We start from the raw sequence: 23046 nt of genomic DNA on the forward strand, positions 1-23046 counted from the left end.
GGAATTTTTTTTAATAAATATAGAATATCTATATATAAGAGTGAGAATTCTTATCATTTAAGAAAAAGTCTGTTATTATAAGAGATGTAGGTATTATATTTTCAAGGGGATGAAAACATGGAGTACAGAATTGAAAGAGATACATTAGGAGAAATAAAAGTTCCAGCTGATAAATTATGGGCAGCACAAACACAACGTAGTAAAGAAAACTTTCCAATTGGAACAGAGCAAATGCCGCTTGAAATTGTAAAAGCATTTGCAATTTTAAAGAAGAGTGCAGCGCTTAGCAATCAAAAATTAGGAAAGCTATCAGAAGAAAAAGCAGAAGCAATTGTAGAAGCTGCTGATGAAGTGATTGCAGGGAAATGGAATGAACATTTTCCGCTTGTCGTATGGCAAACAGGTAGTGGTACACAGTCAAACATGAATGTGAATGAAGTAATTGCAAATCGTGGGAATCAAATTTTGAAAGAGAAGGGATCTGACTTACATATTCATCCGAATGATGATGTGAACATGTCACAAAGTTCAAATGATACATTTCCAACGGCGCTCCATGTAGCTTGTGTAATCGCAGTAGAAAATCACGTATTACCAGCAATCAGGAAATTAAAAGGAACTTTAGCAGAAAAAGTAACTGCATTTGAACATATAATAAAAATTGGTCGTACACATTTACAAGATGCAACACCGTTGACTTTAGGGCAAGAAATTAGCGGATGGCACCGTATGCTTGAAAAAACAGAGCGTATGATTGCAGAGAGCAATACATATATGAAAGAGTTAGCAATTGGTGGAACTGCGGTTGGAACAGGTATTAATGCTCATCCTAAATTTGGTGAGATGGTATCAGAGGAAATTAGTCAATTTACAGGTAAACAATTTGTTTCTGCACCAAATAAGTTCCATGCATTAACGAGCCATGATGAAGTTGTATATACTCATGGTGCATTAAAAGCATTAGCTGCAGATCTAATGAAGATCGCTAACGATGTACGTTGGCTTGCAAGTGGTCCACGTAGTGGTCTTGGAGAAATTATTATTCCAGCCAATGAACCAGGAAGCTCTATTATGCCAGGTAAAGTAAATCCAACGCAAAGTGAAGCATTAACGATGGTTGTAGCGCAAGTGATGGGGAATGATGCAACAATCGGATTTGCTGCGAGCCAAGGTAACTTTGAGTTAAACGTATTTAAACCTGTTATTGCTTATAACTTCTTACAATCAGCTCACTTATTAGCGGATGCAATTGTTTCGTTTAATGACAATTGTGCAGTTGGTATTGAAGCAGATGAAGACGTAATTAATGAAAATGTGAATCGTTCACTAATGCTTGTAACAGCGCTAAACCCACATATCGGATATGAAAATGCAGCGAAAATTGCGAAGCATGCTCATAAAGAAGGGTTAACTTTAAAAGAAGCAGCATTGCAATCTGGGCTACTAACAGAAGGGCAATTTGATGAAATTGTAGATCCAAAGAAAATGATTGCTCCAAAAGAGTAATAGAAAAAGCCAAGGTTCTTAGTATAGAATCTTGGCTTTTTTGATGTTCATTTTTATGTTTCATCTACTTGCAATACTGCAAGCTTCAAAATATATTATTGGTTAGCAGGCGTATTCATTACTTTCATCTGTGGGCAGTTCTCTTTTAAGAGTGAAATGAATTTTTCTTCTTCTTGTGGTACGAAAGTGGTCACTGAGTCAAATAAATTATAATTAATTTCTAATTGTTGCCTAGTCCATTTTTTTGAACGAAGTTTTTTGCCAGAGTACTTAATATGGCGAATGTCTTTAAATGGGATTTCAGTACGAAGTATGAAACCGTGTTTTACAACAAGAGATGATTCCGTTACGTTGTAGTGAGAGAAATAGAATGAAGAAAGATTCACGATATTTAATAGCATCATGAGAGTGAAAAAAATAGAATTTTCATTTTGGAAGAATAACGAAACGAAAAAAATAATTATAAATAATGTAATGAAAATGACGTGGAATGGATTTTTTTTCGCTTTAAATTTCAAGTTAGTCACCTCGGTATACTTGTTCTTTAACTAAATTAAATCATAACATTGTAATAAAACGTGTGAATATGCAGAATTGCATATTCACACGTTTTATTATTCATGTAAAATTTCTTGATAGGATAAATTCAAAAGAAGTTTTGTAATAGTGGAGTGACATGAAGTGACTTACAAGAATAGAAAGATAGTGTTAGTCATAATTAGTTGTATGATGATTATGAGTAGTTGTGCTAATAAATTTGTTGAAGATAGAAATCGAAAGCATACATTTGTACAAGCAAGTAAGGTTTTAGTAGAGACTGTAAATAGAATATATAAATTGAAACTTTAATCAACTGATTATTAGCCCTCACCAATCGGGCTTTTACTGGCAGCCCGGCCTCACTTAACTTCTTTGCTTCCGCTGAATTTTGATGTGGGAGTCTTACTGCCCTTAAATGCGGGATAAAAAGTAAAAGGTGTTTTCTTATACGGAAACATCTTTTTTGTAGTTGAAATTGAATACTGAAGTTTTGGAATGGATGAATACCGGTTCCATATTCACTAATCGCATATGTATTCTGTGCAATTTGCTTAACGGTAAACCAAGAGTCTTGAAGAATATCCATGTTCTATTTTACATCCTATAAAATGAATTTGTATAAACATATTCGCTTTTCGTTGTATTAAACCCTTTCGGTAGATGTTTTTATAAAAGTTTATAAAATGGGTAAACGAAATGTTGAAATGTTTGTTTGTGTTATGATAAGATGGTGAAGTGATAATAGACGTTATAGTGATTTGTTTGGTTTTTGAATAAACATTTTGAAGGAGTGTTTAGTATGAGTGATATTTCAGAGAAGTTTTGGGATGCGTCAATAGAGGAATTAAAGAAAGGGTATGTGTTTGATGGAGAAAAAGAGGAGTACATTTGCTTAGCTTGTGGTGAAACATTTATTAAAGGTGTTATTTATCAAGATAATCAAGTTTTGTATGAAGCAGAGAAGTTCGTCCGATTGCATATTCAAAATGAGCATACGTCTATGTTTGATTATTTGTTAAATATGGATAAGAAATTTACTGGTTTAACGGATTTACAAAAGAAAATGGTTCAGTTTTTCCATATGGGACTGAATGATAAAGAAATTGTAAAAGAGTTGGATGGCGGAAGTACATCAACAATTCGTAATCATCGATTTACACTGCGAGAGAAAATGAAGCAAGCAAAAGTATTTTTAGCTCTAATGGAATTATCCGAAGAAAAATCAAAAGTACAAACGAAATTTGTACCAATTCATAGAACAGCAACGATGGTGGATGATCGATACAATATTACGGAAGAAGAAAATGATGAAGTATTAAAAGCTCATTTTACAGAAGGATTAGATGGACCTCTTTCTAAATTTCCGAAAAAACAAAAGCGTAAATTAATTATATTACGTCATTTAGTAAAGAAGTTTGATAGTAATAAAAAGTATACTGAAAAAGAAGTAAATACAGTGATAGAAAATGTATACCCTGATTTCGTAACTTTAAGAAGATATTTAATCGAGTATGGATTTTTAGATCGAACAGCCGATGGAAGTCAATATTGGGTGAAGTTATAATCATACGAAAAGAAAATGAATAGAAGCACAGTATTATAACAACTATACAAAGAGATAGATATTGAAAATTGATTTTTAATAAAAGGAGAAATGAAACTTGAAACCACCTGCAGATAACAATAAAGAAGGTGCGGAGTCACATAAGTTGGAAAGTGAGAGTAAACCGATTTGGAAATCGATGTCGATGTTTTTAGTACCATTATTATTAAGTAATGTACTACAATCAGTTGGACAATTATTTGGTATGGTAGTAGTAGGAAGATGGCTTGGAGTTAATGATTTAGCGGCTATATCAGCATTCTTCCCATTATTTTTCTTGCTCGTTTCATTTGTAATTGGTATCGGTTCAGGAAGCTCTATTTTAATTGGTCAGGCGTTTGGTGCTAAAAACGAAGATCGTTTAAAAGCTATCGTTGGTACGACGCTGACATTTACCTTTATTATTGGAGTTGTGTTGGCGATAATAGGCAGTATTTTTGCGATGGATATTATGCGTCTAATGGGAACGCCAGAAAATATTATTGAAATAAGTGTACATTATGCACGAATTTTATTTATATCGATGCCAGTATTATTTTTATATTTCGCATACACAACATTTATGAGAGGTACAGGAGATTCTAAAACGCCATTTTACTTTTTAATTGTAAGTACAGCGCTAAATATGATCTTATTACCGATTCTTATTTTTGGATGGTTAGGAGCTCCGAAATTAGATGTGTATGGAGCAGCCTATGCCTCTGTTATATCTACAGTTATTACGTTTATTGTCATGCTTTTGTATTTAAAGAAGAAAAATCACCCATTACAACTAGATGGCACGGTTAGAAAATACCTTCGAATGGATGGGGAGTTATTAAAGCTATTGCTAAGGCTCGGTATTCCAGCGAGTATTAATATGATATTAGTTTCATTATCTGAAATTGCTGTAATCGCGTTTGTAAATCGTTACGGTTCGGATGCAACAGCTGCTTACGGCGTTGTGAATCAAGTTGCAAGTTATGTACAAATGCCAGCAGTTAGCCTTGGTATTACAGTTTCTATTTTTGCAGCACAATCAATTGGGGCGAATCAATTTGATCGATTGCAGAAAGTTGTGAAGGCCGGAATTATTATGAACTACGTCATCGGTGGTGTGTTAATATCTCTTATTTACTTATTCTCAAGAGACATTTTATCACTATTTTTAACGAGTCAAACTACAATTGAAATTGCTCATAGCTTAGTTATGATTACGTTATGGAGTTATTTAATTTTCGGTCATGCACAAATTATTAGTGCGACAATGCGAGCGAGTGGTACAGTACTTTGGCCAACTGTTATTGGAGTTGTTTCAATTTGGCTTGTAGAAGTACCCGTAGCATATTATCTTTCTTACCATACAAGTCTTGGAATAGAAGGGATCTGGATCGGGTATCCAGCAGCATTTATTATCAGCTTAATATTACAGTATGCATATTATAAGCTTTCATGGCAAAAGAAACGAATTACACGATTAGTTAGTTAAATAGAAAAAATGTCTCTAAGTTATTTGACTTAGGGACATTTTTTTGTAAGTGCAGGTTTACAAATAGCTTTTTAAAGTTATATCAAAATGTTGTCTAATGAGTGTTTTATCACTCATATAAAACTCCCACGCTTTTTCCGGTTCACCGATAATCTCAAAGGATTCCTCTGTAATATATAAAGCGCAATTATCCTCCAGTGCAATTCCTTCTATATTCCCTTGATGATTTTGTAAAAAGGAATGGAAGGCGTTCATTCTATTTAATTGATTATAATGTGGACAAAATCTTTTATTAACAATCCCCCATCCGTTACTCTCTATATAACCAGAACCTTCATAATCTGATCGGATACTAGACGTGAACCAACACATAGCACCAGCGCTATAACCAGCAATAAGTGTTCCTTGTTGCAGAGCCAATAATAATTTTTCATCGAGTCTATGTTCTTTCCATTGCGTAAGCATGTGAATATAATTCCCGCCACCTAGATAAATTAAATCGGCTGAATGAATCATCTCGTCTATTTCATACTTAGAAGGTGAATCTGTTGTAGTACGTAAAATTTGTACTTCACAATGTAATTGTTTTTCAAACGTGTCTAAAAATAATTTTATATAGCTTTCATCATCATGACTTGCCGTTGGAATAAACAATACTTTTGGATACTGTTTATTTGTTAATTCTATAAGGCGTTCATTAATAGGCAAGTGATTTGAATCTTGTAAATCACCGCCACCAATGACAGCTAATTTCATAGTAAAGCACCACCTAATCATTTTTGTTATATAAAAATTCGATAGAAGAGAGTTACATTCCTTCCGTAATGTAATCAATAATTAGAAAATGTAGCTTAAGTATATCGGGATAGTAAAGAAAACACTGAATATATATATCAGTGAATTAGAAACAATTCATTGATATATAATATTTCATACTAATGTTTCAAAATATGGAAAAAATATGTTTAAATAGATATAATGACGCATTTATTCATATTGAATTTATGGTTATATTTTAAAAGAGCATCGGAAATAATAGCGATTTTCCGAAACAGTTTTTACTTTTAATAGGAACTTGTATTACAATATGGTAAAATTATTTCAATATATTTATTTAATATGAAATACAAAGAGGGAGCGTGAAAAAAGTGGATTTTCGATTTGAATTTACAACGAAGCTGAAAGAATACTTAGACGATGAGAAGGATGAAAAAATAATAAAAGATGGACACAGAGATGTAATTTTTCACTATTTATATGCGTTAGAGACTGAAATTGGCGTTGTTAAAAATCCTAATTTTACTTTTTTTGCATCAGGAAGACGTTCACATATAGTGTTAGAAAACGTTGAATTTAAAACAGAAGTAAATGTAAAAAGTAATATAATTGAAATTACAAAAATAGTGGATAATGTAGCTATTCCGTTAGATACTATCGTAGCGAAAGATCGGGAATTATTTGCACTTGGGCGTAATGAGAAGTTTAGTGTACAAATATTAGAGCAGTATCTTTTTGAAACATTTGGAGATAAGTTAGGCTTATAATGAATGGAATGAGGTACGTATTTATAGGTAGTTAATTTTAGTTTATATTACTTGCGTTTGACCTCTCATTTAATTTGTACTACAATTCGTAGTGTGAAAGGAGTTATACGATGTTTACGCAAAACTATAGGTTAAATGAGCAGGGATTAAATCACTTCTTTGGACCGCTTGAAGCGAAGATTATGGAGATTATCTGGTCTACTGAAGGTATTACTATTAAAGAAGTCCAGCAGAAATTAAGTGAAGAATCGCCTGTGAATTTTAATACTGTTATGACAGTTATGAACAGGTTAGTAGAGAAATTACACCTAGAAAAACAGACTGTAAAAAGAAGTGGCATATATCGTGCTATACAAACGAAAGAAGAATTCTTATCCAATCAAACGAAGAAAATGACACAGGAATTAGTGGGGGAATTTGGAGATTTAGTTGTAACTCATATGATAGATGAGTTAGAGCAGGCTGATCCGAATTTAATAAAAAAATTAGAAGACAAATTGAATCAGTTAAAAAAAGAGGATCGATGAAATGAAATGGCAAATGCGTAAAATCGTATTGTTAGCGCTCATTGTTAGTACCCTCTTTTTCAGCATGTTATTGTATTACGTTACATATCCATTTCTTTTTCAAAATAAGGCATTCTTCCTTTCAAAGTTTTGCTTGTTTCAGTTAGAAAAACATATGAAAGAACTATCGATGGTTCGTATTATAATAGCTGGGTTATTATTAATTACTGTATTGATTGTGTGTAAAAGAATTTGGCGGCAATTTTTCTATAGTGAAAAATTACAAAAAGCACTTATCCCATTCATTAGAAAAGGGAAACAAATACATATACTGCCGACTGCGGAAGTTGCAGCGTTTACAATTGGATTATTCCGTCCGAAAGTTGTCGTATCGGAAGGTTTGCTTCAGACGTTTTCAGATGAAGAGATTGATGCAATTATTTTCCATGAAGAATATCATCAAAATAATTGGGATCCGCTAAAATTATTTTGTTTTACGTTATTAGCAGAAGGAATGATGTACATCCCGATATTAAAAGGAATGTTACAACGATATCATACGTATCAAGAGTTAGCAGCAGATAAATATGCGATGCAAAAAATGAAATCTTCATTTGAGTTAGGTAGTGCGTTATTAAAATTGATTAAAATAAAGACAATGGAAAATCGATGTGTTACAGCTTCATTTGCAAAAACAGCAATAAATTTAAGAATCGAACAAGTGTTAAATGAAAAAGTTGTGAAGCTTAATATCCCGTTACATCCGAATTCGGTATATGTAACAATAGGTTTATTCTGTGTGTCGATTGTACTTATTATTGGAGAGTGCATATAGCCTCTTTTTTTAAGGATAAACACTACTCTATGTAGTGTGAATAGTGGTGTTGTCATTTATATCATCATGCTTTTTAACGCTATATACATCTTATTTATCATATATTACAGGTTTTTTATTGTATACAAATCAAATGACGGAAATCACAGCGTTCATTATTCGTCTATTTGGTGGAGTTACAGGATTTTAAAATGAGGAGGAAAAAGAGTGAAGAAACTAATTGCTATTATACTAGTAGGGGCACTCGTTTGGGCGGGGGTCAATTTTTATAATTCAAAGAAAGAAGAAAAGGAAAGAAAAGCGAAACAAGCAGAGTTACAGGAGAAAGAAGTATTACCACAAGTCGGTTTTAAAGCACCTGGCATCACATTAAAAGGATTAGACGGAAAGTTACAGTCGTTAAATGATGCAAAGGGAAAACCGTATATTATTAATTTTTGGGCATCATGGTGTGGGCCGTGTGAAATGGAGGCACCTGACTTAGTTCATATGTATGATAAATATAAAAAGGATGTTGAAATTTTTGCGGTGAATGCTACTGTTAGTGACCCAGTACAAGAAGCAAGCGCATTTGCTAATCGCTATGGGTTTGAGTTTCCTGTTCTACTAGATATGGACGGAGTAGCTGGACTAGATTATAAAGTATTCTCTTTACCGACGACATTTTTTGTTAATAAAGATGGAATTATAGTAGCTCATGTACGAGGTGTATTACCACCAGATCAATTAGAAAAGAAATTTAAGAAATTGATTGAGAGTTAAGAGCGGATTTTTCTATGGGGAAAATTAGAGTCACTAACAATGTAGAATTTAAGAACGAGGTAGTAGATTTATATTTAAAAGAAGGGATGAGATATAGTAATTGAGTCTTTTTTGTTTGACATGTTTACGTTTTTTTATAACAAACGTTCTGTAATTGCATACTTGGCCTATATGTAGGTGTACCTATAAAATGGTGATTATTAACAATACATTGTTAATATCCGAACATCAAAGAGTTAAGTGAAACACTAAACTCACGACTTTTGAAGGCATTTGCAAAGGGGATAGCTAAATTAATTAGTGAAACACAAGCTGAAGCAGAAGAGGCTGTAGTTTCAATGCAAAAGAGCTCAAAAGAAGTCGAATCAGGAATAACTCCTGTTCAAAGTAGTGGTGCTTTCTTCGAAAAAATTTCAAAATCTGCACAAGCTGTTACAAATCAAATTAAAGCGACTTCGAGTAATTCAAGTGATATTTTTAAAAATAGTCAAACTATAATTCAGATTGTAAATGAATTATCACATATTGCTAATACATATGTGGATAGCAGTAGTAATGTAGAGACTAGTATGAAAGAACAAGAAGTATATGTACAAGATATTGCAGAACTAGCAACATCATTAAGTGGGCTATCACAAGAGTTACAAGAATTAATTGGAGAGTTTAAAATTCAATAAGGATTATATTGATTCATTTGAAAAACCTTTTTTAATTGGAATGTATTAATGTAAATTACACGCTTACTTAAATGAATATAAATTTTGCATATTTAATTGGAAATAGAGCATGATATTACCAATTAAATGGAGGTGTGTTAGAAATGCAAATTCGAGAAAATAATAATTCAAACGAGATTTTGGTAGCGGCGGCAGCAAGTGCAATTGAGCAAATGAAGTATGAAATTGCTCAGGAGTTTGGCGTTACACTTGGACCAGATTCAACTTCACGAGCAAATGGTTCAGTAGGCGGAGAGATTACGAAACGTTTAGTTCGTATGGCGCAAGAGCGGTTATCTGGTCAATATAAACTTCACTAAAGTTAAAGGTATATCCTATTGAAGGGATATACCTTTTTAATTTTTTTTAAAGAGGATCGTTAAATTTTTTATTGTTGGTTAAGTTTAGAAACTGCGAATTGAGCTGTGAAATTCATTTTCTTCATGTAAGAAGAATTTACTCCTGTTTGAAATTGAACAGAAATATTACCGTCTTTTTGTGCTTTGAATACGCGACCATATTGTGAATTAGCATTGTATGTGCCAATTACTTGATTATCTGCATCAAAGACTGTATAAGAAATTGGAAACCCGGAATTTTGTACAAAGACAGTAAGTTCTTCCCCTTTATTAAGATTAAATGATTCTTTTTGGGAAACTTCATAGGAACTCATAGAGTAGTATTTTGTAACTTCTTGAATTTCTAAATTTGTAGTTGCTGCACTTGCTTTTGATGCCTCTACTCCTGGTAAATTCATACCTGATAGTACTACAATTCCTAGTGCCCCTGCTAAAATAGCTTTTTTCATAATGTTAGTGCCTCCTTTAATATATTTTGAGATTTGAAAAGGAAGTAAAAATACCACTTCTTGAAACTATTATAGTTACAATGAGAATGATTTTCGATATGGCTTGATATGTAATTCTGCATACATAAGGTGGCGATATAAGATAATCTATTTGAGATTTTGAATATTCTTAGAAGAAGAGGAGGACAAATTTTTAAAACTATGAATGGACTTGTAGCTGTTTTTTTACATACGTTGGTTTTATAGTGAATATTTCGTTGAGTTTATTTTTGTATGGAGGGGGTATTACAGTTGATTGATTACTATTCCGAAAATGTAAAAAATATCCATTAACGGAATTGGATTTGTATTATAATTCACTAAATGAACTATTATTGTTCGTTTCATTTCTTGATGAATGTATGTATGCTCTTTCTTAATTGTAAATATGTTCGATTTTATTGGTGAAGAGGGGAGATATCCCTCTCCTTTTTCTAGGCATATTAACAGTAAGGAGAGTATTGAAATGCTAATTTCAAATCTTTATCAGGAGAAAAATTTGAAAAAGCTTATCATGTTATTATTTTTACATATATGTACTATAAAGTGAATTGATAATATGTAGATTCACTATTACTAATATTTAATTAAGATAGTTAGCGCTATGTTAATAGTATTAACTATCTTAATTGGTGTGGAATGTGATAGAAAGCATAAGTTTACCGCAAACTTATGCTTTCAGGATTTGAAGAATATTCTTAATATGAATTTTAAAGAAAATACAAAATCTCAATAGACGTGAGAAAAAAGGAACTGAAAATATCCTTTAAAATAAGATATATTCTGGTCAAAAAATTAGAGGGCATCAATTCATTAAAGCAGTAAAAAACGTTTTTATGAATTGGTGTCCTTTTTGTTTTAAAAAGAGAATATATTTTCTCAACAGGACAAATGGTAATCAGCTATAAGTATTAATTATAAGGATAAAAGGAAAAGAGAAATTAATAATAAAGGAGAATGTGAAATGATAACATTAATATCTGAAAGAAATCTAGCTGAAATCCATGAAGACGATGTAGATGTATTAAAAGTAATGGCACATCCTGTCCGATTACAAATTGTAAATGAATTAATGCACCATAAAGTATGTAATGTTACACAGTTAACGGAAATATTAAGACTCCCCCAATCCACTGTTTCACAACATTTATCAAAATTGAGGAGAACCGTACTCCGTTCAGAAAGAAGAGGGTTAGAGATGCATTATTATATAGATAATGCTAAGGCACGTCAGATTGTTGAAATTTTAGGTTTATAGGTTAATAATACATAAAAGGTTTCCTGTTACAAGGCAGGAAACCTTTTTTATATGTATAACTAATTGTTTGATAATATCATACTGTAGAAGCTACCTAACAATAATTAAATTTAAAAGCTTGTTTTATCTTGCCACACACAATTTAACACGATACATAGGTGTAAACTTACAAAGAAGGGTTTTAAATAGAAATTAGATATAACAATGGATAATGGTAAGTGTATTAAAGAAACTATAGAATTAATGAAATGCAAAATAATAAATAATAAATAGTTGTTGTAAAGGCTTATTCTGATAATAAAAGGAATTAGATACATTAAATTCAACTATGAGTTTTTTTACTAAAAATATGTAAGTGAGGATTACAAGCAACATAATCCTTTTGTAGCTGATGGACGAAAAGCTTTCATGGATTTCTTTAAGGAGGATTTTGTTAAGAACCCTAATTCTTTTGCAGAAATTAAACGTGTAGTAGCTGAAGGAGATACAGTTTCTCTTCATGTACATTCTCGTACTCACTCTCAAGATAAGGGAGTTGCTATAGTGGATATTTTCCGTATAAAGGATGGAAAGATTGTCGAACACTGGGATGTAATTCAAGAGATTCCAAGTGAAGCAGCTAATGATAATACGATGTTTTAGGTAGAAAATCTATTTATAGATTGTTAAAATATTTTTTCGAAAATAAGTAAGATTGCGTTAGTAAAAATATCCTTAGAGTGATTCTTTCTTACTAACGCAATTTTAAACTTTTTAATTCCGTAATTATACTTGAAATCACCGCGATACCTAATACTATCCTGTATAGTTTATAGGAATAATATCTCCCTGACTAAAGTTTTCAAGAAAGGATTTATAAATGTTTTTTAATTCATTGCATGATGGCAGGAATTTAAAGTGGCCTTTATCAATTCGTTATAACCTTTCTTAAAGTGAATAAATCCTCTTTTTATTTTCTCATTTCCTCCGTTTTAGATATGTCTTTTTAGGATTTCAAATCTTACCTTTTCATCAAATTTATCTGCAATGTATATTACAGTTCCGGCAAGATATTTTAGTCCATAAGCTACGGGTGTCATCCAAAGTTTATTTAGGAAAGAAAGATCTTTAATTCGGTGCTTACTTGAAAAGAAAATCATATTGTTCACTCCATTTCTAAAGGTGATAGATATTTTAATAGTCGTCTTATTTATTGTTTTAGTTGCGTAAACAAGGTACAGTACAAAATGTACTTTGCTATTTTGAACAATTTTTTTGTTTGGGAATTTGTATAGAGATAGAAATAATAAGAATAGTGAATAAAACCCTACTAAAGTTTAGTAGGGTTAAGTAGATAAAGATGTAGAATGGATAATTTAAGAAATAAAGGACATAAACTGTGTTTCTTAATTTCTTTGTGTAAGACTCTTAACAAATAGCGTTAAATAGTATGAGGAAGAACCAACTAAAATAGCATATGGTATTAGAATAATATCAATACCATTTACAATTACATAACCAAAAAAACCAGTCCAAAAGCCATTACAAAAAGAACAGTCTAAAAAAATTTCAAACAATTCATGAATACTACGTAATTTTTCACGTGTGTACTGAAATTTTATTTCAAATAAAAATGCGCGTACCCCTAAGGATATAAATAGCAACAGGCTTATACTTATATCAAAATTCATTATCTCACCTCCAATTCCTATTTAAAAGTCGTAATAAGTTGTTAGAAAGTTGAGGGTTACAAAATAATTAATATTTAGCTGGGATATTTAATAAATCATTTGAAAGATAGTTACCCCAGTAAAAGCTAACATAATGAAATGAATTAAAGTATATTTTTTCTAAAGATATGGCCCAATGAATAAAATCTAATCTATTAACCTTAACTTTTCTGGCTCTATAGACCATATGGTGGAGTCCCTCTAAATCAACTAAAATATAGCGTTGAGGGTTAATATCCTGATTAAAGGTAATTACAGCACTGCATTTAGAGCGTTTGTCCATATTTTCGATTAAGCTATAAGGATTTTTTATTCCAATTGCATTTTTCCCAATATCGTATCCAACAAATAAGAATTGATTACTTGTAGTAAGGACAGCTCTTATCTGTTTATCATTGTATAAAAATGAAAAATATTTTTTTATATCAGTAGTGTTTAACTTTCTATCTTTATGTAAATTCAAGATATCACCTCCCTATAGTTATCGAAATTTAAGTAACTATAGTTGCAAGTGAATTGTAAAGAGACTTATTAGTTTAAAGGTTGTTGCTGAATCACAATGTATAAATTGCAGCATTTAATTTAAAGGTAAAAGCTGAATCCATCATATTAAAGCTAAATAATATTATTAATAAATTATTATCTATTATTTAATAATGATTATTTGTTATAAAAATAGATTCAATACTATCTCATTTTAGAAACTAAAAATATTTAAAACCATTATTTTTATATTGAATTCCATCAATTTCAAAGTGGATTTAATTATTTAGTGTAATTTATAAACAAATTCAGAGAAATAAATCGTTTACATGTTTTATGTTAAATGACAAGTACTTCTTTAATAGAATTGCTAATTTGTTAATTGAAGAATAAATAAGAAAATCTTTGATCATGTCAATTCAATAGTTAAGAATGTACGTGAGAGCTTAATAGAAGCTAAGTGTAAAAAATTAATTTTGTTAAGAGTAATTATGGGGTGAGATAGAGTTTGACTAAATTTATTCTAAGTGATGTTAAATTTTCATTGTGATTTTCTTATATTGTTACTGCAAATACTTACAAGAGGGTGTGATGAGTTGTTCTTTCCACGTATCACTGATGTTTATGCTTGCATACATAAGACATTGAGAGAAGATAGTGTAATACGTAAATGTATGGGTCTTAATAATATTACAGTAGATATGGAAAATGAAATGCACATACAAAAGCGTATGTCTCCTAAAGAGGCACTAAACAACCAAATTCCTTTAATTGCATTTTACAAGTCATTTGTTCAAAAGGAACGAAACAATAATATTCATGTGATAACATTTGACTTCGATATCTACACAAATGATGATGTGGAATTGGCATTAGACCTTGCAGATAGAATAAATCAATTATTCGATAATCAATCTCTGCAGTTATTTAAAGGAGTATTTTTCAAGGGTCAGTATGTAGGATCTGCAGAGGTTGCAAGTGAAATAGAACACTCTTATAAGTATTTCACTAGATTTGAATTTATTTTTGAAATTGAGGGGTGTAGTTAATGTCACAATTTGACAAGTTTAACAGTAAGAATAAGAAAATGATTATTAAAGGTGCAGGTAAATTTATGGCTAAAATTCCAGGGTGTGATGAATTAATTACACTAGGTCATATGGCGAATATGCGTCTTGATGTGCAGTTGGATATGGTTGATATTGAAGGGGGAGACTCTTCAGCACCTATTGATACACTACTACGTAAAAAGGTAATTGATATTACTGCAGAGGATGCAAAATTTGATTTAAACATGGTACGTCTTGTGTTAGGGGCAAAACTTCGAGAAGGAGTTAGCGGCTTAGCCTATGAATTGAAAAATGAAACAGTAACAATTGCTGGCGATACTGAACCTGTTTCTATTAAATTATCTAGTCCAGTATTAACAGGTAGCGGAGCACCTAAAGTACAGATTTTCAACCAAGTTGCAGGTTCATTTGTACCAGAATCAGCAATTACAGTAAATGGATCAGCTGTAACACTAAAAGGTGGTGCGGTTGAAGGTGATACTGTAGTAGTTTATTATCCTGTGGCATCATCATCTATCGATCCTGATGGTTTCGTATGGGTATTAGAAGAACGTCATGATGTTAAAGGTGGACTAGTGACTCTTAAGAATCCTCTATTTGGTGGATCTTTAGGTTCAGCTTCTTCTAAGACAGAGCATGTATCTGTAAGATTAGTAAAAGAGAATAAATTACTTAAAAAAGTAACAACTAATCCTGCAAAAGGTGAGTATACAATTGATCCTTCTACAGGGGAGATTAAGTTTAATGATTATCTTGAAGGAGAGCAAATTTATGTGAACTACAAGCGCCCAGAGGTTGTAGATGTAATGGCAATTGGTTCTCGTGATTTCCCTCTTACAGTATCTGTTGTTCATGATGGACATTTTGAACAAATGGATGGTAGCATTCAAGGTTACCAAGTTGAACTATATTCTTGCCGAGTGAAATCTAACTTTACATTAGACACAGCACGACAAACAGCAGCGACTCATAGTATTACACTTACAGTTATTGATGGGGAACGTACAGACAGTCGTTTAGGTTCTATTAAGCGTTATCAAATTGAAAAAAGTGGCGATGTTTGTTAATTAGAGAAGAGGATACTTATGTATCCTCTTTTTTATTAATTTATTTTTAAACATTTTAGATAAGGTGAGAATGGATTATAAAAATATCTATCACTTAAACCTTTTTTCGTAAGGTTGTTACATTTAACACATAAATTCTTATATTAGTTACGAGGTCGTTTAGGTGATCCCCTTCCTTGCGTCCTCTATAAATTTAATAAGGGGTAATAGAGTAATATAGGGGGAGATTAAATGAGTGAACGTAATTTAGCAATTCCAAGTAGAGAAGAAGCTATCGAGGAACCTACTCTTGTAGAGGAAGCAGAGGAGAAGGTTGAAAAGCAAGAACCTAATAAACAAGAGGAAATAAAGTTAACTAAGCAGGAATCAGAGTTTATTGAAAAAGTATTCTTCGAAGAGGATGAAAAGGTAACATTACGTGATGGAAAAACCTATGCTATCCCTCCTTTAGGATTAAAAGATGCTAAAAACCTAATGAAAAAGTTGAATACAATTGATACAGGTGTCATTATTGCTAATTTAATTGCAGATGAAACAGGTAATGATAGTTATGATGAACTATTAGAGGTCCTATTGATGGGCTTTAAACCGTATTATAAAGAAATTTCAGCTCATTATTTAGGGGATTATATTGATATTGTAACAGCTAAAGAAATTATAGATATTATGATTGGACTTAATGGCTTAAAAAAGTCTTTATAGACTCTGAGGAAGAAGAAAAAGAATATGACGAAAATGCCTACGTTGATTGGGCAGAGATTTTCTTTAACTTAGGTCACTACCTGGGGATGAAAAAACAGGATATATGGGATTTGACATTACCTCAGTTAAACTATTACTTAAAGAAATGCCATAAGCATATAGAGTTTACAGTTAAGGTACATTCAATGTCCTTCACTGGGTTATTTGGGGGCGGTTCAGCTCAAGCTGCCGAACAGAATAATCTAAAATATAGTGATGGAAAAGAAGTAATTGACGGATATGAGGTTGCAAATGCTGATGACATGGAGTGGTTAGCAGGTATTCTCTAATAAATAATCCTGCCCTTCCTTTTTATTTGAGGATAGGGCGGGATTTTATTATGTAAAAGGAAGGTGAAATAAGTGACAGTCAATAATCAAAATATTGGTGCTACTATTGCACTAGAGTTTGATAAGTCAATAAAAAATATGAAAGAGTTTGGAGTACAGTTGGAACAGCTAGATCATCGTTTTGGTAGTATAGAAAAACGTATAGATGCTATGAAAAACTCTTTATCTTCGTTATCGGCTCAGACATCTAAGGCAGCGGGAAGCAACCTTAGAGCAAAACTTGAGCAAGAATTAAATAATATCGTCCAAGCAAATGGTATTACTTTATCTTCAGTTGGGTCAGCACCTTTAAGTATTAAACAAGAAACCGTTCAACAATTGATGTCTAAAGTAGATAAAGAGTTAAATAAAACGATTGTAAAGATGATCAAAAATATAAACATTAATATGGATTCTGCTATGAATAATAGCGTAGTACCAGTTGGAAAAGATGAATTTAATAAAATTAATAAAGAAATCTCTAAGTTAATTAGTAATCAAATTAAACAATTAGTAAATTCCATTCGCGAAAATGGGGGGATTTAGTAAATGCAGATAACTTGAGTGGACTTAAATTAGATATTTCTAAGGGAACGGTTAAGCAAATTTTAGTAAGTATTAAAAATCAATTAAAACCTATTTTACTGAACCCTGAGGTTGCTATTGAAGGACAGACATTAACAATTTCATCGAAAGATTTATCTGAATTAACGAAAAAAGTAAGAGGGAAAATAAAAGATTCTATAAAATTTGATTTCGAAGGTGTTATTAGCGAAGAGAATGGCATTGATAGCGAGATTATAAAAACAGCTAAACGTATTGACAGTTTAATAGAAAATTATATAAAAGGCATACGAGGAGGGCTTCAAAAGATTGATCTCAAATCTGTAGAAGTACCTATGAAAAATATATCTAAACAACTTCAAAGGTATATTGCAAATGATTTAGGTGTTTCTCCAGCCGAGTTAGCTCATACTTTTCATTCTGTGGATCGAGGATCTCTAAGAGGATATGCTTTAAAAAGGCAGTTTGAAGGTATGGAAAATACAATTAATAAAAAGTTAACTGCAGGAACAAATAAAATAATGATGTCACTGAAACAATCAGTAAGAGCTGTGGACTTTGAACCTCATTCTAATGTTACGCAATATTTAACTAGTGAAATTAACAAGCTGAACAAGCAAATTATTAAAAAAATTAAGGAGTCCGTTGATAAGCAGTTTGCACATATAAGGAATGAAATTCTAGAAATTAATACTAACCCTCAAAAGGCGAATAGTAATAGACAGTTAGGCTTTATTGCAGGAAATAGTGCTAATACTTTAAATAACTCAAGTGGATCAAATCATAGTAATACAAATAAAAATAATAGCGATTCTAGTACAAGTAAATCCACAAAACAAGACAATCCTTTTGATGGGTTTGGAATGGCTGGAGCGGTTACCAAAAAAGTTAGGAGCCTTGCTTCGGGCTCAATGCTAGATCCGATGGCTGCAATATCTAAAGCAATGGAAACCTTTAAAATTGCTCAGTTAGAACAGTTAAAGATTACACAAAACTTCTCTTTGAAACCTGAATATAAAAACAAAAATGGAAATACAGATTGGCTAAAATTAGATAATGATACTGGAAATCTAATGAATAATGTACGTGATTTATCCACTCTTTACGGTATTGATTACGAAAGAATGTCTAAGGTAGCTGGTATAGCATCAGGTGTTACAGGGGATAAACAATCTGCACGACAATTTGTTGATCAAGCTTCTAAAGTTTATCGTTTAGATAACAAATCAGATTTGGTTGAAACAATTGCTCCAGGATTACAGACAATTATGGCACAGTTCAAATTATCTGTCTGGGAGTTGGATGGAGTAGTTAACTCTTTTGCTGTTGCTACGAGTCAAACTAAAGCGACTACTGAAGATATTATGAAGGCTATGTCAAAATCGGGTACAGCACTCCATTCAGTGGGAGTGAATGCAGAAGATGCTGTGGCTTTAAATGCATTAGCAATTCAAAGTTCAGGAGAAACAGGGGAGAATGCAGGTGCAGCCTTAAAAACGATTGCAGAACGTATTACTTTACCATCTGTTTCTAAGCAATTAGAAAATTATGGTGTAAAGGTATTTGAAAAAAATGAAAGTGGTATGAAAGTACGTCGGAATTTCATTGATATCCTATCAGACACTGCGAAAGCAAGCAAAAATAAATATATTGGAGAAGATAAAGTAAAATCCATTCTGTATGGAGAAGGTGGGGCAAACCAGCCACCAAAACTGATGTCCTTTTTAGAGACCATGCATAAAGCGGGGATAAATAACAGTAAGGATTTATCGTATTGGAAAATTAAGCAAGAAATTAATGAATTTAAAAAAGATCCTGCACGCCTTCAAGAAATGATTGCGGTAACGATGAAATCACCTTCAGTGACAATGGAAAGAGCTGGGGTATCTGTTAATAATGCATTAGTGTCAGTATTAGATGCGCTAAATCCAGAGATTCAAACTTTAGCAAAAATTATTACAAACTTAGCCCAGGGAATGGAGAAACATGCAGGGCTATTTGCGCAGTTAATTACGATTTTAGGTAATGCCTTGGTAGGTTTTGGTGCTATTCATGGAGTCAAACGATTAGGTCAATTGAGTAATTATGAAGAGCATTACAAGAAAGCCACTATGGAAAACAAATTCTTTGGTGGTACATCTTTTACAAATCGTAAAGTGGACGGAGCGGTAGGTTTTTTAAATGATCATGTTTTGGGGGAGAGCCAAGATTTACGTAATCAAGTAAATAACAAAAAATTCTATCGTGCGGCTATGAAAAATGATACGTTAAAAAGTTATTTTGAAGAATTAGCAAATTTAAAAGAGGATAGAAAGAATGAGATAAAAGAATATGTAAAAGATCATGGTGGAAAAGCTGAAAATATGGCCGATTTCCTTAGCATCATGGATGAATCTAAAGGCTATTATAAGGGTGAAAAGAAAGAATTAACAGCTGATGAATTACATACTCGTTCAGCCTATAATGCTCGCAACCTTACCCAAAGTAAATTATTAACAGACGCTTTTACCACAAATTTCTCAGAGCATTTAGTGAATACCTTATCAAATAGGACTAACTTTGACAGTATGAATGAGAATCAAAAATCAACGGCTGGTCGTTTAGCTCAAATGGATGATCAAAAACGTATTGGATTTGAGACATATCTAGATCAAAACTATCAAAGCGTAGGTAAATCGATAAATAATATGGATGGGCTTAATAAGGCACTCGATGAATATGAGGCTAGTAACCGAAAGGCTACTATACAAACAAGACAAAGTACCACTGCGTACAGGGATTTATCAAGTGCCGTAAAAAAGGTAGCTGATGAAGCTGAAGGTGCATCAAAAAATAGAATGAAGGGTTTTCTTGATTTTCTTGATACTATCCCACAGCGAACAAGAGGAGCTGGTGGGGCTATTATGGGACTTGCACGCAGCGTAGGAAGATTTGCTAAACAATTGGCTATTGCAACCGCTGTTGGTGATGTTTTAACGAATTCTGCTGAGAGCTTTGGTTTAACGACCAAGCAAGAAAAAATACGAGATTATCATAATCAAACCGCAGGTGCCGCTGAAGCATATGTTAAATATGAAGAAGATGAAGGTAAGGGGAGTAGATTTCTAAGACAAGCCGGATTGGCATGGAATAAAATTACAAATACTTTTTCACCAGGACACCCCGACGTAGATAGTTTTGATGTGGGATTAGGTCAAGAATTTTTAGGCGGAAAAGGGGGATTTAAAGGGAATTTTGAGAATTGGATAAAGAGAGAATATGGAACGTCGAATTGGAAAGAAGCTTTAGAAAAAGAGAATGAAAAAAGGGCAAATGATGCAAAATCTAAAGGTCAAGATGGAAATTATTCAAAAGCATCTTTAACAGATTTAACACAATCGTATTTAAATCAATCTGGAATGTATGCTAAGAAGCAGCAATTGGAAAAAGAAGAGTTTATAGATCAATATAGGAAATCGGCCATCTCTGAATCAGAGCAGAATATGCGAAGGGATGAAGCAGAAAAAGCTCGTAAAGCTTGGGAGAATAAAATGATAGATGAGGGTCAATATGATTACTTTTCTTATGATGATTTAAAATCTCGTATTCAAGAGAGCCAGAAAGTTGCCAGTAATAAGGGAGAACTTAACTTAATTACCGCCCTTCTAGATGGTGTGAAAGCTGACTCAAAAGAGTATATGAAACTTAGGTTACAAGTAATTCAACAAGAGCGAGAAGCTTACAAAAAAGAGATGGACGAGCTTCATAACTTTACTCGAGGGCGAGAGGCAGAGTTGGAAGAATTGGAAAGAAATGGGGAAAGGTATACTGTGGACCCAGAAACTAGAGAAAAGGTAGAGACGGCTGATTATAAAAAAATTAAAGAATCTGTTGAACGGAGTAAGGACAAAGAAAAGAAATTAAAAGCTGAATTTGACCTAGAAGATAAGAAAAAACAAATTGAAGCACAACGTATTAAAACGGAATTTTATATTAACGACACTCAGAAAGGATTTTCTAGAGCTCAGGCTAAGAAACAGTATAAGGATACATTAAGTGCTATTAGCATGAACACAGAGAGTCCTACTTATATTGATTCACAGATTGTTTCAAGCCAATCAATGATTGGAGAAATGAAAAGTAAACTGGCAAATCTGCAATCCCAACAGTTAGCAGATCCAGATGGTCAGTTACAAGATACTATTCAAGGATTGAGTCAACAAATCGCAAGTGCTGAATTAGAAGTTAAAAATTTAAGAATTCAAAGGCTTACAGCTTGGAGACATGATTTTGGTAATAATATGGATGATTTGGAAATTAAGTACATGCAGGAACGTGTGAATTTTGGACCAAGTATAGGAGATGATAGTTTCTTAGCACGTGACTTAAGAGTAAGAGAATTACAAGATCGTAAATCACTTATAGATAAGACCTTAGCGGTCAGAATTGCAGAGCGAAATAGTGGTAAGTTTGAAGAAGGTTCATCTGAATACGAACAAATCATGAAAGATATTCGAGAATTGACAAAACAATCTTTACAAGCACAGATTGGTATCCACCAAGAGTTAAGAGCACAAATGGGTGGAACATTTAATCTTCCTGAAGGCGTACAGGTTATGTCTCAGTATGATTATCTAACAAGTAAAGGTACACATTCAAACTTTAGTGTTCAATCAGGAGATATGTATGTCAATATTACGTTACCTAATGTAACTGGACAAACTTCTAGTCAACAGTTAGCGAATCTTGGAATGAATTTAGGAAAAGGATTAGCACAAGGTAGAACAACACCACTACGAAATCAGTTAAATTCAGCCCCTTGGGGATATCCAACATTCTAATTACAAAACCCCATCTAATTATTAGGTGGGGTTTCTTATAATACTAAGGGGTGATTAAATGGCACAACAAAAACCAAGTAAATCAAATGATGATGTATTTAAACGTAAATTATTTTATGATAACGGGATTCGTTTTGTACAAGTAAGGGGGCGTATGACTGGCGATTATAAGCCACCAACGCCAGTATTAAAATCCCATATAAACGAAAATATTCAATCTTCTGCAGGATTGGTAGGGAAAGGGACTTCTCATTATTCTACTACCATTCAATTTTTATTTGCGAGCAAAGAGGAATTTGCAGATTGGCTGCAGTTTATTGGTGCAGAACACAAATACTATGATGAAAAAGGCACGATTTATTTAGGGATTGTTAATGGTGATTTAGATATTAAAACAGCAGAATTTGAGACGAAATATATCATTACTGTAAACCTTATGTTAATTCGAAAACAAGATTTCGAATATCGTCATCAATATCCTTTTATAGATATTGAAAATCATTGGGCGCAAACGTATATAGATGAAATGCAAAAAAGGGGCCTTATCACTACTTATGCTAGTGATGGAACACCTGTACAATATTTTCAACCTGAAGTTTGGATTACAAGGGCTCAAACGGCATCCTATATGACAAGGACTTTTAAATACATCGAAAAGATATTGAGGGGGTATTAAAA

The 23046-nt window shown here is 32.5% G+C and carries 20 protein-coding genes and 3 pseudogenes; 17 read left to right on the forward strand and 6 right to left on the reverse strand.

Going from position 1 to position 23046, the window contains the following annotated elements:
* Positions 1 to 117 precede the first annotated feature (117 nt).
* A complete protein-coding gene (fumC, locus tag JFU02_RS28085; RefSeq protein WP_086406576.1) occupies positions 118 to 1506 on the forward strand; it encodes a class II fumarate hydratase in 1389 nt (462 codons plus the stop codon).
* 95 nt (positions 1507 to 1601) lie between these two features.
* On the opposite strand, the gene JFU02_RS28090 is transcribed toward fumC, so the two are convergent.
* Both JFU02_RS28090 and JFU02_RS32670 read right to left on the reverse strand, forming a co-directional pair.
* Entirely contained in the window at positions 1602 to 2024 is a 423-nt protein-coding gene (locus JFU02_RS28090; RefSeq protein ID WP_000669073.1) for a PH domain-containing protein, read from the reverse strand.
* Positions 2025 to 2254: 230 nt separating this feature from the next.
* Positions 2255 to 2632: a hypothetical protein gene (locus JFU02_RS32670; protein ID WP_176281125.1), complete on the reverse strand. Its 378-nt coding sequence runs from the start codon at positions 2630 to 2632 to the stop codon at positions 2255 to 2257.
* 213 nt (positions 2633 to 2845) lie between these two features.
* Between JFU02_RS32670 and JFU02_RS28100 the strand changes: the two genes are divergently transcribed.
* Together JFU02_RS28100 and JFU02_RS28105 are read left to right on the forward strand one after the other, a co-directional pair.
* The gene (locus JFU02_RS28100) at positions 2846 to 3610 is read left to right on the forward strand and encodes a DUF2087 domain-containing protein (RefSeq protein WP_001280280.1); all 765 of its coding nucleotides are present in this window, start codon (positions 2846 to 2848) and stop codon (positions 3608 to 3610) included.
* A 97-nt stretch (positions 3611 to 3707) separates the two neighbouring features.
* On the forward strand, positions 3708 to 5117 hold the full coding sequence (locus JFU02_RS28105) for an MATE family efflux transporter (RefSeq protein ID WP_086406577.1): 1410 nt from the start codon (positions 3708 to 3710) through the stop codon (positions 5115 to 5117).
* Between the two features lie 57 nt (positions 5118 to 5174).
* Here JFU02_RS28105 and JFU02_RS28110 read toward each other — a convergent pair whose 3' ends face one another.
* Positions 5175 to 5873 (reverse strand): peptidase E, encoded by a 699-nt coding sequence (locus JFU02_RS28110; protein ID WP_000762126.1) that lies wholly within the window; start codon positions 5871 to 5873, stop codon positions 5175 to 5177.
* Positions 5874 to 6265: 392 nt separating this feature from the next.
* On the opposite strand from JFU02_RS28110, the gene JFU02_RS28115 reads away from it, so the two are divergent.
* From JFU02_RS28115 to JFU02_RS28140, 6 genes and pseudogenes are all read left to right on the forward strand, one after another.
* On the forward strand, positions 6266 to 6661 hold the full coding sequence (locus JFU02_RS28115) for a DUF3942 family protein (protein ID WP_042973240.1): 396 nt from the start codon (positions 6266 to 6268) through the stop codon (positions 6659 to 6661).
* Between the two features lie 110 nt (positions 6662 to 6771).
* Positions 6772 to 7188, forward strand: coding sequence for a BlaI/MecI/CopY family transcriptional regulator (locus JFU02_RS28120; RefSeq protein WP_000495076.1), 417 nt, complete (start codon positions 6772 to 6774; stop codon positions 7186 to 7188).
* Between the two features lies 1 nt (position 7189).
* A complete protein-coding gene (locus JFU02_RS28125; RefSeq protein ID WP_000871934.1) occupies positions 7190 to 8002 on the forward strand; it encodes a M56 family metallopeptidase in 813 nt (270 codons plus the stop codon).
* Between the two features lie 207 nt (positions 8003 to 8209).
* Complete coding sequence (locus tag JFU02_RS28130) at positions 8210 to 8764, forward strand: TlpA family protein disulfide reductase (RefSeq protein ID WP_098838420.1); 555 nt, start codon at positions 8210 to 8212, stop codon at positions 8762 to 8764.
* A gap of 266 nt (positions 8765 to 9030) precedes the next feature.
* Positions 9031 to 9441, forward strand: a pseudogene (locus JFU02_RS28135) (chemotaxis protein); the annotation flags it as partial.
* 143 nt (positions 9442 to 9584) lie between these two features.
* The gene (locus tag JFU02_RS28140) at positions 9585 to 9800 is read left to right on the forward strand and encodes an alpha/beta-type small acid-soluble spore protein (RefSeq protein WP_046945468.1); all 216 of its coding nucleotides are present in this window, start codon (positions 9585 to 9587) and stop codon (positions 9798 to 9800) included.
* Between the two features lie 68 nt (positions 9801 to 9868).
* On the opposite strand, the gene JFU02_RS28145 is transcribed toward JFU02_RS28140, so the two are convergent.
* Entirely contained in the window at positions 9869 to 10288 is a 420-nt protein-coding gene (locus JFU02_RS28145; protein WP_098838422.1) for a hypothetical protein, read from the reverse strand.
* 1003 nt (positions 10289 to 11291) lie between these two features.
* Here JFU02_RS28145 and JFU02_RS28150 point away from each other — a divergent pair.
* Together JFU02_RS28150 and JFU02_RS28155 are read left to right on the forward strand one after the other, a co-directional pair.
* Positions 11292 to 11585 (forward strand): ArsR/SmtB family transcription factor, encoded by a 294-nt coding sequence (locus JFU02_RS28150; protein ID WP_086413784.1) that lies wholly within the window; start codon positions 11292 to 11294, stop codon positions 11583 to 11585.
* A gap of 345 nt (positions 11586 to 11930) precedes the next feature.
* Positions 11931 to 12227 (forward strand): annotated as a pseudogene (locus JFU02_RS28155) (nuclear transport factor 2 family protein); the annotation flags it as partial.
* A 743-nt stretch (positions 12228 to 12970) separates the two neighbouring features.
* Here JFU02_RS28155 and JFU02_RS28160 read toward each other — a convergent pair.
* A complete protein-coding gene (locus tag JFU02_RS28160) occupies positions 12971 to 13255 on the reverse strand; it encodes a hypothetical protein (protein WP_001008319.1) in 285 nt (94 codons plus the stop codon).
* 67 nt (positions 13256 to 13322) lie between these two features.
* Positions 13323 to 13757, reverse strand: coding sequence for a BRO-N domain-containing protein (locus tag JFU02_RS28165; RefSeq protein ID WP_242488091.1), 435 nt, complete (start codon positions 13755 to 13757; stop codon positions 13323 to 13325).
* Between the two features lie 616 nt (positions 13758 to 14373).
* On the opposite strand from JFU02_RS28165, the gene JFU02_RS28170 reads away from it, so the two are divergent.
* The 6 genes and pseudogenes from JFU02_RS28170 (at position 14374) to JFU02_RS28195 (ending at position 23044) form a co-directional block, all read left to right on the forward strand.
* Complete coding sequence (locus JFU02_RS28170) at positions 14374 to 14826, forward strand: hypothetical protein (protein WP_000465972.1); 453 nt, start codon at positions 14374 to 14376, stop codon at positions 14824 to 14826.
* A complete protein-coding gene (locus JFU02_RS28175) occupies positions 14826 to 15914 on the forward strand; it encodes a hypothetical protein (RefSeq protein WP_000077128.1) in 1089 nt (362 codons plus the stop codon). The genes JFU02_RS28170 and JFU02_RS28175 overlap by 1 nt, the downstream gene beginning before the upstream one ends.
* 231 nt (positions 15915 to 16145) lie before the next feature.
* Entirely contained in the window at positions 16146 to 16616 is a 471-nt protein-coding gene (locus JFU02_RS28180) for a hypothetical protein (RefSeq protein ID WP_000004089.1), read from the forward strand.
* Positions 16617 to 16726: 110 nt separating this feature from the next.
* Positions 16727 to 16945 (forward strand): hypothetical protein, encoded by a 219-nt coding sequence (locus JFU02_RS28185; RefSeq protein ID WP_242488092.1) that lies wholly within the window; start codon positions 16727 to 16729, stop codon positions 16943 to 16945.
* A gap of 72 nt (positions 16946 to 17017) precedes the next feature.
* Positions 17018 to 22368 (forward strand): annotated as a pseudogene (locus JFU02_RS28190) (phage tail tape measure protein).
* Between the two features lie 58 nt (positions 22369 to 22426).
* On the forward strand, positions 22427 to 23044 hold the full coding sequence (locus JFU02_RS28195; protein WP_000068593.1) for an S-layer homology domain-containing protein: 618 nt from the start codon (positions 22427 to 22429) through the stop codon (positions 23042 to 23044).
* The last annotated feature ends 2 nt before the right edge of the window (positions 23045 to 23046 follow it).

This window comes from Bacillus sp. TH13 (genome assembly GCF_016651175.1).
GTDB classification, from domain to species: domain Bacteria; phylum Bacillota; class Bacilli; order Bacillales; family Bacillaceae_G; genus Bacillus_A; species Bacillus_A thuringiensis_S.

Excerpts from the sequence above, each read along its gene's own strand:
- fumC (WP_086406576.1), top strand. The coding sequence starts at position 118 with ATGGAGTACAGAATTGAAAGAGATACATTAGGAGAAATAAAAGTTCCA.
- JFU02_RS32670 (WP_176281125.1), bottom strand. The coding sequence starts at position 2,632 with ATGGATATTCTTCAAGACTCTTGGTTTACCGTTAAGCAAATTGCACAG.
- JFU02_RS28100 (WP_001280280.1), top strand. The coding sequence starts at position 2,846 with ATGAGTGATATTTCAGAGAAGTTTTGGGATGCGTCAATAGAGGAATTA.
- JFU02_RS28110 (WP_000762126.1), bottom strand. The coding sequence starts at position 5,873 with ATGAAATTAGCTGTCATTGGTGGCGGTGATTTACAAGATTCAAATCAC.
- JFU02_RS28120 (WP_000495076.1), top strand. The coding sequence starts at position 6,772 with ATGTTTACGCAAAACTATAGGTTAAATGAGCAGGGATTAAATCACTTC.
- JFU02_RS28125 (WP_000871934.1), top strand. The coding sequence starts at position 7,190 with ATGAAATGGCAAATGCGTAAAATCGTATTGTTAGCGCTCATTGTTAGT.
- JFU02_RS28140 (WP_046945468.1), top strand. The coding sequence starts at position 9,585 with ATGCAAATTCGAGAAAATAATAATTCAAACGAGATTTTGGTAGCGGCG.
- JFU02_RS28145 (WP_098838422.1), bottom strand. The coding sequence starts at position 10,288 with ATGAAAAAAGCTATTTTAGCAGGGGCACTAGGAATTGTAGTACTATCA.
- JFU02_RS28150 (WP_086413784.1), top strand. The coding sequence starts at position 11,292 with ATGATAACATTAATATCTGAAAGAAATCTAGCTGAAATCCATGAAGAC.
- JFU02_RS28160 (WP_001008319.1), bottom strand. The coding sequence starts at position 13,255 with ATGAATTTTGATATAAGTATAAGCCTGTTGCTATTTATATCCTTAGGG.
- JFU02_RS28175 (WP_000077128.1), top strand. The coding sequence starts at position 14,826 with ATGTCACAATTTGACAAGTTTAACAGTAAGAATAAGAAAATGATTATT.
- JFU02_RS28180 (WP_000004089.1), top strand. The coding sequence starts at position 16,146 with ATGAGTGAACGTAATTTAGCAATTCCAAGTAGAGAAGAAGCTATCGAG.
- JFU02_RS28195 (WP_000068593.1), top strand. The coding sequence starts at position 22,427 with ATGGCACAACAAAAACCAAGTAAATCAAATGATGATGTATTTAAACGT.